The 14412-nt window shown below is 69.5% G+C and carries 12 protein-coding genes; 4 read left to right on the plus strand and 8 right to left on the minus strand.

Annotation, left to right across the window (positions count from 1 at the left end):
* Nucleotides 1-28: 28 nt before the first annotated feature.
* The 7 genes from AB0C12_RS33220 to AB0C12_RS33250 are packed head-to-tail and all read right to left on the minus strand — an operon-like array spanning nucleotide 29 to nucleotide 8162.
* Nucleotides 29-1270, minus strand: a complete 1242-nt coding sequence (locus tag AB0C12_RS33220) for an iron-containing alcohol dehydrogenase (protein WP_360553838.1) — start codon at nucleotides 1268-1270, stop codon at nucleotides 29-31.
* A gap of 39 nt (nucleotides 1271-1309) precedes the next feature.
* Nucleotides 1310-2770 (minus strand): NAD-dependent succinate-semialdehyde dehydrogenase, encoded by a 1461-nt coding sequence (locus AB0C12_RS33225; protein ID WP_360553840.1) that lies wholly within the window; start codon nucleotides 2768-2770, stop codon nucleotides 1310-1312.
* Nucleotides 2771-2775: 5 nt separating this feature from the next.
* The gene (locus AB0C12_RS33230; protein WP_360553841.1) at nucleotides 2776-3852 is read right to left on the minus strand and encodes an ABC transporter ATP-binding protein; all 1077 of its coding nucleotides are present in this window, start codon (nucleotides 3850-3852) and stop codon (nucleotides 2776-2778) included.
* Complete coding sequence (locus tag AB0C12_RS33235; RefSeq protein ID WP_360553843.1) at nucleotides 3852-4919, minus strand: ATP-binding cassette domain-containing protein; 1068 nt, start codon at nucleotides 4917-4919, stop codon at nucleotides 3852-3854. The genes AB0C12_RS33230 and AB0C12_RS33235 overlap by 1 nt, the downstream gene beginning before the upstream one ends.
* Entirely contained in the window at nucleotides 4919-5830 is a 912-nt protein-coding gene (locus AB0C12_RS33240) for a carbohydrate ABC transporter permease (protein ID WP_360553845.1), read from the minus strand. The genes AB0C12_RS33235 and AB0C12_RS33240 overlap by 1 nt, the downstream gene beginning before the upstream one ends.
* Nucleotides 5830-6762: a sugar ABC transporter permease gene (locus tag AB0C12_RS33245; protein ID WP_360553846.1), complete on the minus strand. Its 933-nt coding sequence runs from the start codon at nucleotides 6760-6762 to the stop codon at nucleotides 5830-5832. Before AB0C12_RS33245 ends, AB0C12_RS33240 begins: the two co-directional genes overlap by 1 nt.
* A 14-nt stretch (nucleotides 6763-6776) precedes the next feature.
* Nucleotides 6777-8162 (minus strand): extracellular solute-binding protein, encoded by a 1386-nt coding sequence (locus AB0C12_RS33250; protein ID WP_360553847.1) that lies wholly within the window; start codon nucleotides 8160-8162, stop codon nucleotides 6777-6779.
* A 321-nt stretch (nucleotides 8163-8483) separates the two neighbouring features.
* Here AB0C12_RS33250 and AB0C12_RS33255 point away from each other — a divergent pair, with 321 nt between their 5' ends.
* The 3 genes from AB0C12_RS33255 (at nucleotide 8484) to AB0C12_RS33265 (ending at nucleotide 10764) form a co-directional block, all read left to right on the plus strand.
* Nucleotides 8484-9227, plus strand: coding sequence for a GntR family transcriptional regulator (locus tag AB0C12_RS33255; protein ID WP_360553848.1), 744 nt, complete (start codon nucleotides 8484-8486; stop codon nucleotides 9225-9227).
* Nucleotides 9228-9317: 90 nt separating this feature from the next.
* Nucleotides 9318-9887 carry a DJ-1/PfpI family protein gene (locus AB0C12_RS33260; RefSeq protein ID WP_360553849.1) on the plus strand — a complete coding sequence of 190 codons (570 nt, stop codon included), beginning with the start codon at nucleotides 9318-9320 and terminating at the stop codon, nucleotides 9885-9887.
* A gap of 97 nt (nucleotides 9888-9984) precedes the next feature.
* On the plus strand, nucleotides 9985-10764 hold the full coding sequence (locus AB0C12_RS33265; RefSeq protein ID WP_360553850.1) for an alpha/beta hydrolase: 780 nt from the start codon (nucleotides 9985-9987) through the stop codon (nucleotides 10762-10764).
* Between the two features lie 61 nt (nucleotides 10765-10825).
* On the opposite strand, the gene AB0C12_RS33270 is transcribed toward AB0C12_RS33265, so the two are convergent.
* The gene (locus tag AB0C12_RS33270) at nucleotides 10826-13417 is read right to left on the minus strand and encodes a tetratricopeptide repeat protein (protein ID WP_360553852.1); all 2592 of its coding nucleotides are present in this window, start codon (nucleotides 13415-13417) and stop codon (nucleotides 10826-10828) included.
* A gap of 257 nt (nucleotides 13418-13674) precedes the next feature.
* Here AB0C12_RS33270 and AB0C12_RS33275 point away from each other — a divergent pair, with 257 nt between their 5' ends.
* Nucleotides 13675-14310, plus strand: coding sequence for a hypothetical protein (locus tag AB0C12_RS33275; RefSeq protein ID WP_360553853.1), 636 nt, complete (start codon nucleotides 13675-13677; stop codon nucleotides 14308-14310).
* Nucleotides 14311-14412 lie beyond the last annotated feature (102 nt).

Consider the following 14412-nt stretch of genomic DNA (forward strand, 5'->3'; position numbering starts at 1 on the left):
ACCTGATCGCCCGGTGCCGGACGTTCACTCAGTCAGCGGGCCGGCTCGCGGTCAGGCCGGGCCGGCTGCGGTCCCCGGTCCAGGCCGCCTCCAGGATCGCGGTCAGGCCGGCGGTGTCGGTCGGGCCCGGATGGTTCTGGATCAGGCGGGTGACGCCACCGGCCATCTCCGCGAAGCGGGGGAGCTCGGCGCGGGCCACGCCGAGCTCCGCCAGGGTGGCCGGGATGCCGATGTCGGCCAGCAGCCCGTCGAGCCAGGTGAGGAACGTGTCGGCGGCCTCGGCCTCCGAGGCGCCGGTCACGTCGAGTCCGCACACCCGGGCCAGGATGGCCAGCCGGTCGCCGACGGCATCTTTGGCCGCGTCCAGGGCGTAGGGCAGGAGCAGCCCGACGCCGAGGCCGTGCGGCGTGTGCGTGGCTGCGCCGATCGGGTACTGCAGGGCGTGCGGGGCCGCGTTGCCCGCGTGGGAGAACGCGATCCCGGCCAGCATGGACCCGTAGGACATGTCGGCGCGCGCCTTCGTGTCGCCTCCGTCCTCGACGGCGCGGCGCAAGCTGCGGGCGATCAGCTTCGCGGCCCGCAGCGCGTAGTGGTCGGTGATCGCGTTGCGGCCGAGGAACACCTGCTCCACCGGGTCGCGGGGGCCGTGGGGCCGGGGCCGCGCGGTGTAGCTCTCCACCGCGTGACAGAACGCGTCGATGCCGGAGTGGGCGGTGACGCTCGCCGGACACGTGTAGGTGAGCTCGGGGTCGACGATGGCGAAGTCGGGCACGATGTGGACGCTGGAGACCCCCACTTTCAGCTCGCGGTCCGGGTCGGTCAGCACCGAGACGGGGGTGAGCTCCGAGCCGGTGCCTGAGGTCGTCGGGACCGCGACCAGCGGAGGCGTCGGTCCCGGCACCCTCGACTCGCCGTAGTAGTCGCGCGGTGTCCCGCCGTGGCGGCGGATGACGCCGACGATCTTGGCCAGGTCGATCACCGTGCCGCCGCCGATCGCCAGGATCACGTCGGCGTCCACCTCAGCGGCGGCCGACACGGCCAGGGTGACATCGGTGAGTGGCACGTCCGGAGTCGCGTCGGAGAACACCTCGACGGCCTTGACCTGCTGCCGCACGGCGGCCACGATCTCGGCCACGCCCGGCTGCCCGAGCAGGACCCGGTCGGTCACGATGAGGACCCGTGAGCCGCTCTCGGCCACCAGTCGGGGGATGTTCTGCGCGACGCCTTCGCCCACGATCAGCTGGCGTGGTCCGCGGACGGTCTCAAGCATGGCAGTGCCTCTCTGGCGGCGCCTGGAGCAGCGGGCCGGTCACGGCAGGTCGATCGCCGCGTAGGTGACGTCGAGGTACTCGAGGATGCCCTCGTGCGATCCCTCCTTGCCGATCCCGGACTGCTTGACGCCGCCGAACGGAGCCGACGGGTCCGAGATCAGACCTCGGTTGATGCCGAGCATCCCGGTCTGCAGCCCCTCGGTGAACCGCAGCGCCCGCCGCAGGTCCCGGGTGAAGACGTATCCGACCAGGCCGTGCTCGGTGTCGTTGGCCTTCGCCAGCACCTCGTCGTCGGAGGTGAACGAGATGATCGGGGCCACCGGACCGAAGATCTCCGTCCGCAGCATCCGGGCATCCGCGGGCACGTCGACGACCACCGTCGGCGGGTAGAAGTGGCCCGGCCCGTCCGGACGCCCGCCACCCACCACGACCCGGGCGCCGCGGCCGACCGCGTCGGCGACGAGCTCCTCGAGCTTGGTGACCGCGGCCTCGTCGATCAACGCCCCGACGTGCACGCCAACGTCGAGACCATGACCCACCGAGAGCGCGCCCATCCGCTTGGCGAAGCGTGCCGTGAACTCCTCGCGTACCGGCTCCTCGACGTAGATCCGGTTGGCCGCGATGCAGGACTCCCCGATGTTGCGCATCTTGGCCACCATGGCGCCGTCGACCGCGACGTCCAGGTCGGCATCGGCACACACGATCAAGGCCGCGTTGCCGCCCAGTTCCATGGAGGTGCGCAGCACGTTGTCCGCTGCCTGCCGGAGCAGCACCCGCCCGACCTCGGTCGACCCGGTGAACGAGAGCTTGCGGGTCCGTCTGTCGGCCAGCAGTGCTGAGACCACCTCGCCGGCACGCTTGGTGGTCACCACGTTGACCACGCCGGGGGGAACGCCGACCTGCTCCATGATGCGGGCCAGGAGCAGCATGGTGAGTGGCGTCTGGGCCGCCGGCTTGGTGATGGTCGTGCAGCCCGCCGCCAGCGCCGGAGCGATCTTGCGGGCACCCATGGCCAGCGGAAAGTTCCAGGGCGTCACGAAGACGCACGGTCCGACCGGCTTCGGCACGGTGAGAATGCGATATCCACCTGCGGGAGCGGTGCCGTAGCGCCCCTCCACGCGCACCGCCTCCTCGGCGAACCACCGGAAGAACTCGGCGCCGTAGGCGACCTCGGCCCGGGCCTCGGCGAGCGGTTTGCCCATCTCGAGCGTTATCAGCCGGGCGACCTCCTCGGATCGCTCGGTCAGGGCCCGGTACGTCGCGGTCAGCAACTCCGACCGTTTCCGCGGCGGGGTCGCCGCCCATTCCGCCATGGCCCCGCTGGCCGCGTCCAGAGCGGTGAGCCCGTCATCAACACCGGCGTCCGCCACCTCGGCGATGGTCTTGCCGGTGGCCGGGTCCTCGACGGCAAAGGTTGCTCCGCTCGCGGCGTCGCGCCAGGCGTCGCCGATCCGGAGCCGCCGGTTTTCAGGGGCCAGGACGTCCATCGGATCACTCATCGCGGCTACCGCCCGGCCTCGGACAGCGACAGCCCGGTGCCCGCGTCGAACAGGTGCGCACGGTCCAGGTCGACCGTGACAAGCAGCCGCTCGCCCGGCGTACCGGTGATGGTGGGTCTTGCCTTGACCTTGAGGATCTCTGTGCCCACTCGGACGTCGACCACCGTCCGGTCACCGAGCGGCTCGAGCTCGTAGAGCTCACCTGACAATGACGCGTTCCCACGCCGCTCGACCGACAGGTCCTCCGCGCGCAGGCCCAGCAGCAGGGAACGACCGTCCTCAGCCGTGGTCCAGCGGGGCCGCGGCAGCGTCCAGCCTTGGGCGCCGACCAGACGATCTCCCTCGGCGTGGCAGGCGAGCAGGCTGATCGGTGGGCTTCCGACGAACCCGGCGACCCACTGGTTGGCCGGCCGCTCGTACACCTCGGCCGGCGTTCCGACCTGTTGCACCTTGCCCTCCCTGAGCACCGCGACCTGGTCGGCCATGGACAGGGCCTCGACCTGGTCGTTGGTCACGTAGACGAAGGTTGCGCCGAGGCTGGAGTGGATGCGGGTGAGTTCGGTGCGCATCTCGACGCGGAGCTTGAGGTCGAGGTTCGTCAACGGCTCGTCCATGAGAAACGCGCGCGGGCTACGGACCAGCGCCCGGGCCAGGGCGACGCGCTGCATCTCACCGCCCGACAACTGCGCGGGGCGACGCTGCAGCAGACGTTCGATGTGCAGCAGGCTCGAGATCCGCTCGACAGCAGCGGCGATCTCGCTCGAGGAACAACGGCGTGCCCGCAGCGGCGAGGCGATGTTCTCGTACACCGTGTGCCGCGGATAGAGGGCGTAGTTCTGAAAGACCATGGCCAGATCCCGTACGGCCGGAGCGTCACCGGTCGCATCCCGCCCGTCCAGATGCACCGACCCGGCGTCAAGCTTCTCCAGGCCGGCGATCGCTCGCAGAGTCGTCGTCTTGCCCGCCCCGGAGGGCCCGAGCACGACGAAGAACGAGCCGTCCGGCACGTCCAGCGTCACCCCGTCCAGGGCCTGGACCCTGCCGAAGGACTTGCACAGCCCGTGCGCTGCCACGGTTCCCATCAGGCCACCAGCTCTTCCGTGCTCACGTCGTAGACCGCCGGGGCGCCGCCGCTGTGCCGCAGCCCGACCTTGGCGTCAGCGGCGAACCGGACCGTCGATGGCATCCGGACCCGTACGTCGCGCCGGCCGCCGTGGTCGACCACGTAGATGATCTCGTCGCCCAGCCACTCCGCCGAGACCACGCGGGCCGGTACTGAATCTTCCGCCCCCGGCTCGGCCACCTCCAGCGCCTCCGGCCGGACGCCGGCGACCAGGCGACGGTCGCGCGGCAGGCCCGGCGGTGGCGTGAGGGCCAGTCCGCCTTGCCCGCGCAGCTTCCCGTCGGCCACCTCCACCTCGATCAGGTTCATCGGTGGGGAACCGATGAACGCGGCGCAAAAAAGACTCACCGGACGGTCGTAGACCTCCAGCGGCGTACCGATCTGCTCGACGCGGCCCCTGTTGAGGATGGCGATCCGGTGACCGAGCGACATCGCCTCGACCTGGTCGTGGGTGACGTAGACCATCGTCGTCCCCAGCTGTCCCTGCAGGTGCTTGATCTCCGTACGCATGTCGGCCCTCAGCTCCGCGTCCAGATTGGTGAGCGGTTCGTCCATGAGGAAGGCGCGCGGTCGTCGCACCAGGGCGCGAGCGAGCGCGACGCGCTGCTGCTCCCCGCCGGACAACTGGCGCGGTCGCCGGTTCAACAGCGGACCGAGCCGCATCAGCCGGGCGGCCTCGTCGACCCGCTCACGGACCTCCGCCTTGGGCAGTCCCTCGGCCCGCAGTGGGAACGCCAGGTTGTCGCGGGTTCTCAGGTGCGGGTAGAGGGCGTAGAACTGGAACACCATGGCGATGTCGCGTTCGGCGGGTGGCAGGTCGTTGACCAGCGTGGCGCCGATGTGGATGTCGCCCGTCGTCTGCCGTTCCAGGCCGGCTATGGCCCGCAGGGTGGTCGTCTTGCCGCAACCCGATGGGCCGAGCATCACGAACAGCTCGCCGTCAGCGATGGACAGGTCCACGTGCTCAACTGCGACTGTCCCGTCCGGGTAGCGTTTGTGCAGCCCGGTCACCTCGATGCCGGCCATCAGCGTCGCACCGCCCCGAGCGTCACACCGGCGACGAGGTGCTTGCGCACCAGGTAGGCGAAGACGAGCACCGGCAGGGCGAACACCACGGACGAGGCGGCCACGAGACCCCAGTCCACAGTGGTGCCGCCGATGAGCCCGGCGATGGCGGGTGGCGCGGTCCGGACGTCGTCGCTGGAGGTGAGGAAGATGGCGAAGACGAACTCGTTCCACGAGAAGATGAGTGCGAAGACGGCCGTCGCGGCGATGCCGGGCACGAGCAGGGGAAGGGTGAACTTCCGGAACGCCTGCAAGCGGGTGTAGCCGTCGAGCATGGCGGCATCCTCGTACTCCGCGGGTACCTCGTCGACGAACCCCTTCATCATCCAGATCGTGAACGGGACGTTGAACGCGGTGTAGATGAGAATCAGGCCGAGCGCGCTGTCGATGAGTCCGACCTGGCGGTACATGAGGAAGATCGGGACGACGACCACCACGGGCGGCATGAAGCGGGTGGACAGGATGAAGAACAGTTGGTCCTTCTTGGCCCTCAGGTCGAAGCGGGAGTAGGCCCAGGCCGCCGGAACGCCCAGCACGGTGGCCAGCACCGTGGAGACGCCGGCGACTATGACGGAGTTGAGGAACGAGCCGGACAAGGTCGAACGACCGCCGCCGGAGGCGACGAACACGTCCTTGTAGTGGTCCACGGTGACCTTGAAGTCGATGAACTTGGCCGGGATGGCGTAGACGTCCCGGTTCTCCTTGATGGACGTCTCGATCATCCACAGCACCGGAAAGAGCATCACCACGGCCAGTACGGTCAGCAGCGCGACCTCCAGCACGGATCGGCCCCGGCCGCCACGGCGGCGCGGGGGAGGATCGTGATCCTGGACCGGGCCTGTGGACACGGCCTCGCCGACGGAGAGGGCCATCAGTCCTCCTTGAGCTTGTTCAGGTAGCGCAGGTAGAGCTGCGTGAGGACGATGACGACCAGGACCATGAGGATTCCGTACGCCGAGGCGGTTCCGGTGTTGAAGCCGAGGAACGCGACCTTGTAGACGTGGAACGACAACGTCTCGGTGGAGACCCCCGGACCTCCGCTGGTGAGGATGTAGACGAGGTCGAACAGGCGGAAGGCCTCGATGGACCGGAACAACACGGCGATGAGGAGCAGCGGCCACACCAGCGGCAGAGTGATGGTGCGGAACCGGAACCACTCGGATGCCCGGTCGATGGAGGCCGCCTCGTACAGGTACTTGGGCACTGCGGTGAGGCCGGCGAGGGCGATGAGCATGATGAACGGCGTCCATTGCCAGGTGTCGACCACGATCAGGGAGATCAACGCCGTCCGCTGCCGGGTGAGCCACTCGACCTGCCCGAGGCCGAGCGAGCCGAGCATGCTGTTGACCACGCCGAACTGCGCGTCGAGCATGAATCGCCAGAACAGCCCGACCACGACCGGCGACAGCATCATCGGAACCAGGAACAGTGTGGTCAGCAGTCCTCGCCCGTGCGTACGCCGTGAGATCAGGTAGGCGATGGTGAAACCGAGCACGGTCTGCAGACCGACCGCGCCGACCACGTAGATCAGCGTCGTCAAGGCCCTCAGGTGGACCTGGGCCGACGTCAGGATGGCGGTGTAGTTCCCGAACCCGATGAAGTTCGCGGGCCCGCCGCGGGTGGCCGAGTAGTCGGTGAAGGACAGGTACAACGCCCACAGCAACGGGAACACCGACATCGCGAGCAACAGCAGCAGCGCCGGGGCGATGAAGGCCACGGCGAGCCCGCGGTCGCTCAACCGGCGGGACCGGCCCCGGGCAGGCGGCGCCGCCGGCGTCACCTGCTCGGGGCGGTCGGTCGTCAAGGGGACGGCGTCACTCACAGTCCGCCGCCGCCCTTGCGGCCGCTGGAGTCGAGCACGCTCTGCTGCTCCTTGGCGATGTCGTCGAGCGCGTCCTTCGGCTTCTTCGCGCCGTTGAGAGCCGCGTTGACGTTGGTGTTCTCGATGTCGACGAGGCGCGCGTACTCAGGCACGTTCCACATGTCCCGCATCCGCGGCACCGAGTCGGCGTACACCTGGTTGAACGGCCCGGCATTGAGGAACTCGGGCGACGCCAGGGCGTCCGTACGCGATGGCACACCGCCGGCGGCGGCCCACTTCTTCTGGATGTCAGCCCGCTCGAACCACTTCATGAAGTTCAGGGCCTCGGCCTGGTTGGCCTTGGGGGAGTAGGCCGACACGTGCATCCCCATGCCGCCGAGAGGCACCAGGTCCGTCTTCTGGCTCGGCAGGGTGGCAAAACCCAGCTTGTCGAGAATCTGCTTGCGCGTGGTGCCGAGCGTCGACTGCTTCGGGTCGAGCAGGCCGCCGCTCGCGGCGATCCAGTTGAACGCGATGCAGGCCTTGCCCTGGGCGACCGTCGCGTTCACCTCGTCGATGAACCAGTTGCCGGAGCCCTTGGCGGTCAGCGGCTTCATCTTGTTGACCAGGACGTCCATCGCCTCCTGGCCCGCCGGGTCGTTGATGACGCCCTCGATTTTGCGGGTCCCGGCGTCCCAGAGGTTGCCGCCGTAGACGCCGTTGACCGTGTTGTAGGTGACGGCCGCGGCGTCGGAGCCGTTGGCCTGGTGGAAAGCCAGCCCGCTGACGCCAGGGTTGTCCGCCTGGCACTTCTCGGCGGCTGCGATCATCTCGTCCCAGGTCCGCGGTGGCTTCTCGCCGATCAGGTCCTTGCGGTAGATCATCGTCCAGGTGTCGCCGAGCAGCGGCAGTCCGTACAGGCTGGCGTTCTCGTCGCGCTTGCCGGTCTCCGCCTGCGGGAACTGGCCGTAGGCGGCCAGCAGGTACGGGTTGTAGGCCTGGACGTCGATGTTCGACTTGACGAAGTCGGTGAGGTCGAGAATGTTGCCGTTCGTCACGGCCTCGCCGATGTGCTGCGAGTCCAGGATCGCGATGTCGAAGTCGGTCTTGCGCGCGGCGAACTGGGTGAACATCGCGTCGTGCCAGTTCGCGTTCGGTACGGTGTTGACCTTGATGGTCGCGTTGGGTCGCTCTTTCTTGTACTCCTCGTTCGCGAAGGCCTCCAACGCTTGGGCGGGGGGCCACTCGAACCAGATGAAGCTCAGGGTCAGCGGGTCCTTGGTGAGCTCGGGGATGGCCGCCGGGGCCTTGGGGGCGCTCGCCTTCGCGTCGTCGTCCTGGCTGTCGCCGCAAGCCGCCGTGGTCATGGTCAGCAGCAGCAGGGCCGCCGTCGCCAACCGCACTCTTCGACCCGGAACGGGCGGTCCTGTTCGCTTCGGATACCGCATCTTCTTGCCTGCTTTCTGGGTAAGGACTGCTAGGGCCTCGCCAGGTGCATCGCCGAGCAGTTGCTGGTTTTCAGGCGTTCCGCGGGCTGTCGGGAGGGCCGGCCCGCAGACCGGGAGGGAGCTCGCGACGATCGAAGTAGAGCGATGGCGGGCGGTTCCGCGATGGCGAGCGACCGCCGAATTTCCTATACGATCCGGTGAGGGCGTCAGCATGTCGCAGCGTTGTGATCGATGTCAACAGGTTCGCCGGGACGCAAGAAAGGACCTCACGTCACGATGGACGACGAAGCGGTGATCGCGCGCGACCGTGGCGCCATGGCGGGCGGGACGCCGCCGGGCCGAGCTCATGGCCGGCTGGCCGACGAGGTGTACGACACGCTGCTCGGACAGCTGATGTCACTACGGATCGAGCCCGGCTCCCGGGTCACGATCGACGTCCTGGCGCGGGAGCTGGGGGTCTCGCAGACGCCGATCCGGGACGCTCTCAACCGCATGGAGGCCGAGGGCCTGGTCGTGCGCGTGCCGCATGCCGGCTACCGCATTCCTCCCCAGATCACCCGGCACCGGTTCGAGGACATGCTCGAGATCCGCCTGCTCCTCGAGCCGGCGGCGGCGCGCAGATCCGCCGAACGCGCATCGTTGCAGCAGGTGGCTGGTCTGCGGCGAATGCTGGCGGAGATGGCGGAGCTGGAGGGCGGCAGCGGGCCCACGGCCTATGGCGCCTTCGGGTTACGCGACGCCGCTTTTCACGATCTCGTGGCCCTGAGCGCGGAGAACCAGATCATCCGTGAGGCGCTCGCCCGCCTGCACAGCCACGTGCACCTGTTCCGGCTGCACCACGACACCCAGGTCACCCACCTGGCCATGGCCGAGCACGAGCAGGTCGTGGCCGCGATCGCCGCGCGTGACCCCGATGCGGCCGCCTACGCGATGCGCCGGCACATCCTGCGGTCCGGTGATCGTTTCCGGCGATTGTTCGACGAGGTCAAGGACGCGGACGGAATGGCGGCAGAGGCTTGACGGGCGTGCCGGCCCGAGCAATGCTGACTCAATCGGATCAGATCGGATTGGATCTAACCTCACGCGCCCCCCAGATGCGAGGAGAAGCAGGTGCCCAGAGCGCTGCTCCTGACCGGCGACGCCGCCGAGGAGCTCGACACCATGTATCCCTACTATCGCGTGCAGGAGGGCGGCTGGGACGTCGACGTCTCGTCACGGACGCTGCGTGACGTGCAACTGGTCATCCACGAGTTCGACCCGAACTCCGACGCCTACGTGGAGAAGAACGGCCGGAAGCTGCCGGTCGACGTGCCCTGGGCCGAGGTCGACGTCGAGCGCTATGACGCCCTCATCATCCCCGGGGGACGGGCCCCCGAGTGGATCCGGGTCGACGCCGACGTCAGGCGCATCACCGAGCACTTCTTCGCGCGCAACCTCCCCATCGCGCTGGTGTGCCACGGCGCGCAGGTGCCGGCGGTGTACGGCCTGCTGAAGGGTCGGAAGACGGCATGCTTCCCGCCGATCACAGGTGACATGGAAAACGCGGGCGCGACGGTCATCGACGCCCCCGACGTCGTGGACGGCAACCTCGTCTCCTGCCGGGGATGGCCCGACATGCCGCAGTTCGGCCGGGCGATGATGGAGCTGTTCTCGAAGTCCGTCGGCTCCGCACCGGCATGAGCACGCCTGGCCGGCCCCGGTGACAGAACTTCGGACCGTCACAGTCGACGGTTCCCCTGTCCACGTCCTGGCGGGCGGCACCGGGCCGGCAGTGCTGATGCTGCACGGCTCCGGACCCGGGACGACCGGGTCCGGCGCCTGGACGACGACCGCGCAGGCGCTGGGCCCGTCCTGGCATCTGGTTGCTCCTGACCAGGCGGGGTTCGGCCGCACCCCGATCCCGGCGGGCTCCCGGGGCGGGCTCCGGCTGTGGACGGAACAGGCCGCGAGCCTGATGGACGCTCTCGGTCACGAGCACTACGCCGTGGTGGGCCACTCCATGGGCGGTGCCGTGGCGCTGGCGTTGGCCGTCGCGCGCCCCCGGCAAGTCACCTGTGTCGTGGCGGTCTCGACGATGGGCGCCCCCGGGGCGCCGCTGTCCGCCGAGCTCGACGCGATCTGGGCCGCCCCCGCCGATCCGGTCGGGGCCCGGGACATGCTGGGCCGCCTCGTCCTCGACCGGGCGCTCGTGACCGATGCGGCCGTCGAGGCCCGGGCAGCTGCGATGCGAGCGGGGGCGGTCACCTTCGCGTCATTGTTCCCTCCACCCAGGGCCCGATGGGCCGACGAGCTCACCCTCTCGGCGCAGACGCTGACAGCGGTCCGCGCGCCGGTGCTGCTCGTGCACGGCGCCGACGACCGGGTCACCCCGCTCGGGACGGCAGCGCTGCCGTTGCTCGGACACCTGGCCGACGTCCGTCTGCACGTGCTCGGCCGATGTGGTCACGTGCCGGCCATCGAGCACCCGTACGAGTTCAGGCAGCTCCTGTCCTGCTTCCTCCGCCGGCACCTCAACTCGCGCGACGGGACCCATCCGGAGCCGCCGGACGGCCACTGACCGGGTGCGTTGCTGGACGCCACGGCGCGACAACGTCTGACCCGGGGCGTCCGGGTGAGGATCAACCGCGGCCGGTCGCGGTGAGGTCCAGGGCGGTGAGGTGGGTGCGGATCTGGTCGGCTTCGGGCAGGCCGAGGTCGGCGTAGATGGTGAGGGCGTGTTGGTAGTGGTGGCGGGCGCGGACGGGATCGCGGAGTGTGCGGTGGGCGTGACCGAGGCCGGTGTGGGCCCGAGCCAGCTCTGCGGGAGAACCGATGGCGGTGGCGGCGCTGTGGGCGGCGGTGTGGTGGGTGAGCGCTTCGGCGGGGCCGCCGGCGCGGTGGGCGGCTTCCCCGAGACCGTTGAGCGCTGAGGCTTCACCGGGCCGGTCGCCGGTCTCGCGGAAGATGGCCAGGGCCCGGTGATAGTGCTCTGTCGCTTCGCGGGGCTGGGCCAGACCGACATGCAGAGCGCCGAGGCTGTCCAGCGTCCAGCCTTCGCCGAGGCGGTAGCCGGCCTGCCGGCGCAGGCTCAGGGCCTCCTGGAGGTACTCGGCGGCCTGGGCGTACCGGCGTAGTGCCTTCTCGCCCTGGCCGAGATTGGTCAGCGCGCTCGCCTCGCCGACGCGGTTGCCGACCTGCCGGAACAGCGTCAGGGCCTGCTGAAGGTGATCGGCAGCCAGGGAATGGTTGCCCAGCAGCTGCTCGACGATACCGAGGTTGTTAAGGTCGCCTGCTTCGCCCACCAGGTCGCCGGCCTTGCGATGCAGGGCCAGGGCCTGCGCGATGTGCTCGCCGGCGGCACGGTAGTCGCCCAGCAGTTGCTCGACGTTGCCGAGGTTGTTCAGGGCGCCTGCCTCGCCTGTCAGGTCGCCGGCCTTGCGGTGCAGGGCCAGAGCTTGTCGAAGGTGTACGACAGCGGTCTCGTATCGTCCGAGCTGGCCACAGATGCCGCCGAGGAATGTCAGGGCATGACCTTGCGCGGCCGGGTCACCGGTGCGCCGGGCGGCGTCGCACGCGTGGCCGTGCACCGTCAGAGCGTCGATGAGATGGCCGTTGGTGATGAAGTACCGATGCAGGACGCGGGACAGCCGCGTGGTGTGGGTCGCCCAGCCGTGGGTGGCGGTGTGCGTGGCGATCGCGACCAGGGTGGTGCGGTCGATGTCCAGCCAGGCGAGGGCGGCTCGCGGGTCGGCCAGGTCCGGGACCGGGGTTCCGGCCGGAGGAATCCGTGGCCGGCGGGAGGCCTCGGCCGGGTACAGGGCGTTCATGGCGGCCGCGGCTGTGCCGAGGCAGTGGTCGAACAGACGGGTCAGCGCAACCCGGCGAGCAAGTGGTGGATCTTCGTCCGCGGCGCGGCTGGTGGCATAGGCCCGGATGAGGTCATGGAACGTGTAGCGGCCCGGTGTGTTCTGTTGCAACAGGTGGTCGCGATGCAGATTGCCGAGAAGAGTCCGGGTCGTGGCGAGGTCGGTGTCGGCGAGAGCGGCGGCGGCGTAAGCGTCGGAATCCTGGCCGGGGTGCAGGGCGAGCAGACGCAGCAGCCGCCGCTGGTCGCCGGGCAGGTGCTGGTAGGACAGGTTCAGGGCGAGTTCGACGCCGGTGTCCAGGCGCCGCTGGTGGTGGCGTTCGTCGAGCCGGTCGGCGTGGTCGGTCAACGTCCAGCCCGGCGTGTTACGGACGTGCCCGGCGATCAGGCTCAGGGCCAGCGGCAGGTAGCCGCAGCACCGGGCGATACGGGCGGCGGCCTGCAGGTCGGCACCGGCGGGAACCGCGGGGACGGCCTGGGCGAGATACGCCAGGGCCTCGTCGGGGGTGAACGCGTCCACGGTGAGGTGGGTCGTGGGGTGCAGGTCGGCCAGACTGCGCCGGCTGGTGACCAGGGTGAGACACCCCGGTGTGGCCGGCAGCAGCGGGCGGACCTGTTCGGTGGTGGCGGCGTTGTCCAGCACCACCAGAGCCCGCACGCCGGTGAGCCGGTCGCGGTAGGCGGCGGCGCGCGCGTCGAGGGTGTGCGGGATCTGCTGGCCGGGCATCCCGAGCAGGCGCAGGAACCCGTCCAGGACCGCGGCCGGATCGGCCGGTGGCAGGGCCGGGTCAGGATCGAAACCGCGTAGGTTGACGAACAGCACCCGCTCGAACGGCTGCTGTTGGTGGAGCAGGTGCCCGGCGTGCACGGCGAGTTGGGTCTTGCCGACCCCGGCCATCCCCTCGATCGCGGAGATCACCACCGCCTGTCCGCCTCGTACCGCGTGGCGGAGCCGGTCGAGTTCTTCGGTGCGGCCGGTGAACCCGGCCAGGTCCTGCGGCAGGCTGTCCTGCACCCGGACCTGGGACACCGCCTCGATCTCCCCGCCGATCACGCGCAACGCCTGACGCCACTGGGTCACGTACCCGGTGTCCGGGTGCAGCGCCCGGACCACCGCGACCACCAGATCGGTGTCCAGGCGCCGCCGGCCGGGCCGGAAGCAGTACGCGACGGTGGACTTGCACACCAGCTCGGCGACCGGTCGGCCCGCCGCGGTCCAGGCCACGTTGACCCGGTCCTTGATCGTCTCGTACGAGGGGTTACCGGCCCAGACCTTCAGCAGGCGCATCCGCTCGACCAGATCGTCGAGGCTGCCGGCCCGTGTCGGATCGGGCGGCGCCGTCAACGCGTCCTTCGACAGCGGCATCGCACCCCCAAGAATCGAGTTCGATGTCTCGATGTCGAGGCTAGCCACTTGCCACCCGGCGATGGTGCCCACCGGACAGTTCGCGTATCTGCCCCATAACGGACCCGATGTCGGCACCCGATGTCGGCGTCCGAATTCGTCCTAACTTCAGCGTCACCGGGAATCGACGCCCCAAGCTCGACGGCAAGGCCTGGCGACGAATGGAGAGAAGGATGACGAGATCGAAGATGGCAAGGGCGGCCGCAATGCACCGATGCATGGCCCGGATCGCCGTGGTGACCGTCGCGGCGGGTGTCGCGCTGCTGGGCGGTGTACGCGCGGCGTCGGCCGAGTCGATCGTGAGCGCGCCACCAACCGGTTACGGGACCCTGTCCGCCGCCGACCACAAGCGACTCGGCATCCGCACCGTCAACCAGCTCGACTCGTGTAGCTGGGTGTACCTGGCGTTCCGTACGCCGGCCGGCGAGACGAAGTACGTTTCGGTGGAATGGAAGCACACCGGCAACCAGCACGCCATGCTGCGGGCCCGGGCCGATACGGTCGGTAAGTGGGAGTGGCTCTACCGGTGCCGCAACTCGGCCACCGGCGCGTACTACTTCCAGGCTCCGGTCGAGGGCGAGCCGTCGCTGGGATGGCGCTATGTCACCGCGGACTTCACGCTGGCCGGTGGCGACAACGGTCTGCTGCGCGCCCGTGGCGAGAAGGTCGACATCTACGAACTGTTCTTCCTGACCCAGTTGCCGGACACCTGGTTCAACCTTCAGGGCTGGCATGAGAACGGCAGCCGGCCGTACGTCGCGGCTGAGTACGGTGACACCGGCGAGAACCACAACCGCCTGCGCGCCCGGTCGGGCGTGGCGGGCGCGTGGGAGAGGTTCGCGATCTACTCCTGACCTCGACCTGGGAAGCGGCCGGCGTTCGGGGCGGTGCTACGCCGCCCCGAACGCTCGAGGCGCGAGTCTGCGGCGCAATGCCGGAGGGCCGACATGCGGCAG

The sequence above is a fragment of the Actinoplanes sp. NPDC048967 genome, assembly GCF_040649415.1.
Taxonomy (GTDB): Bacteria; Actinomycetota; Actinomycetes; order Mycobacteriales; family Micromonosporaceae; genus Actinoplanes.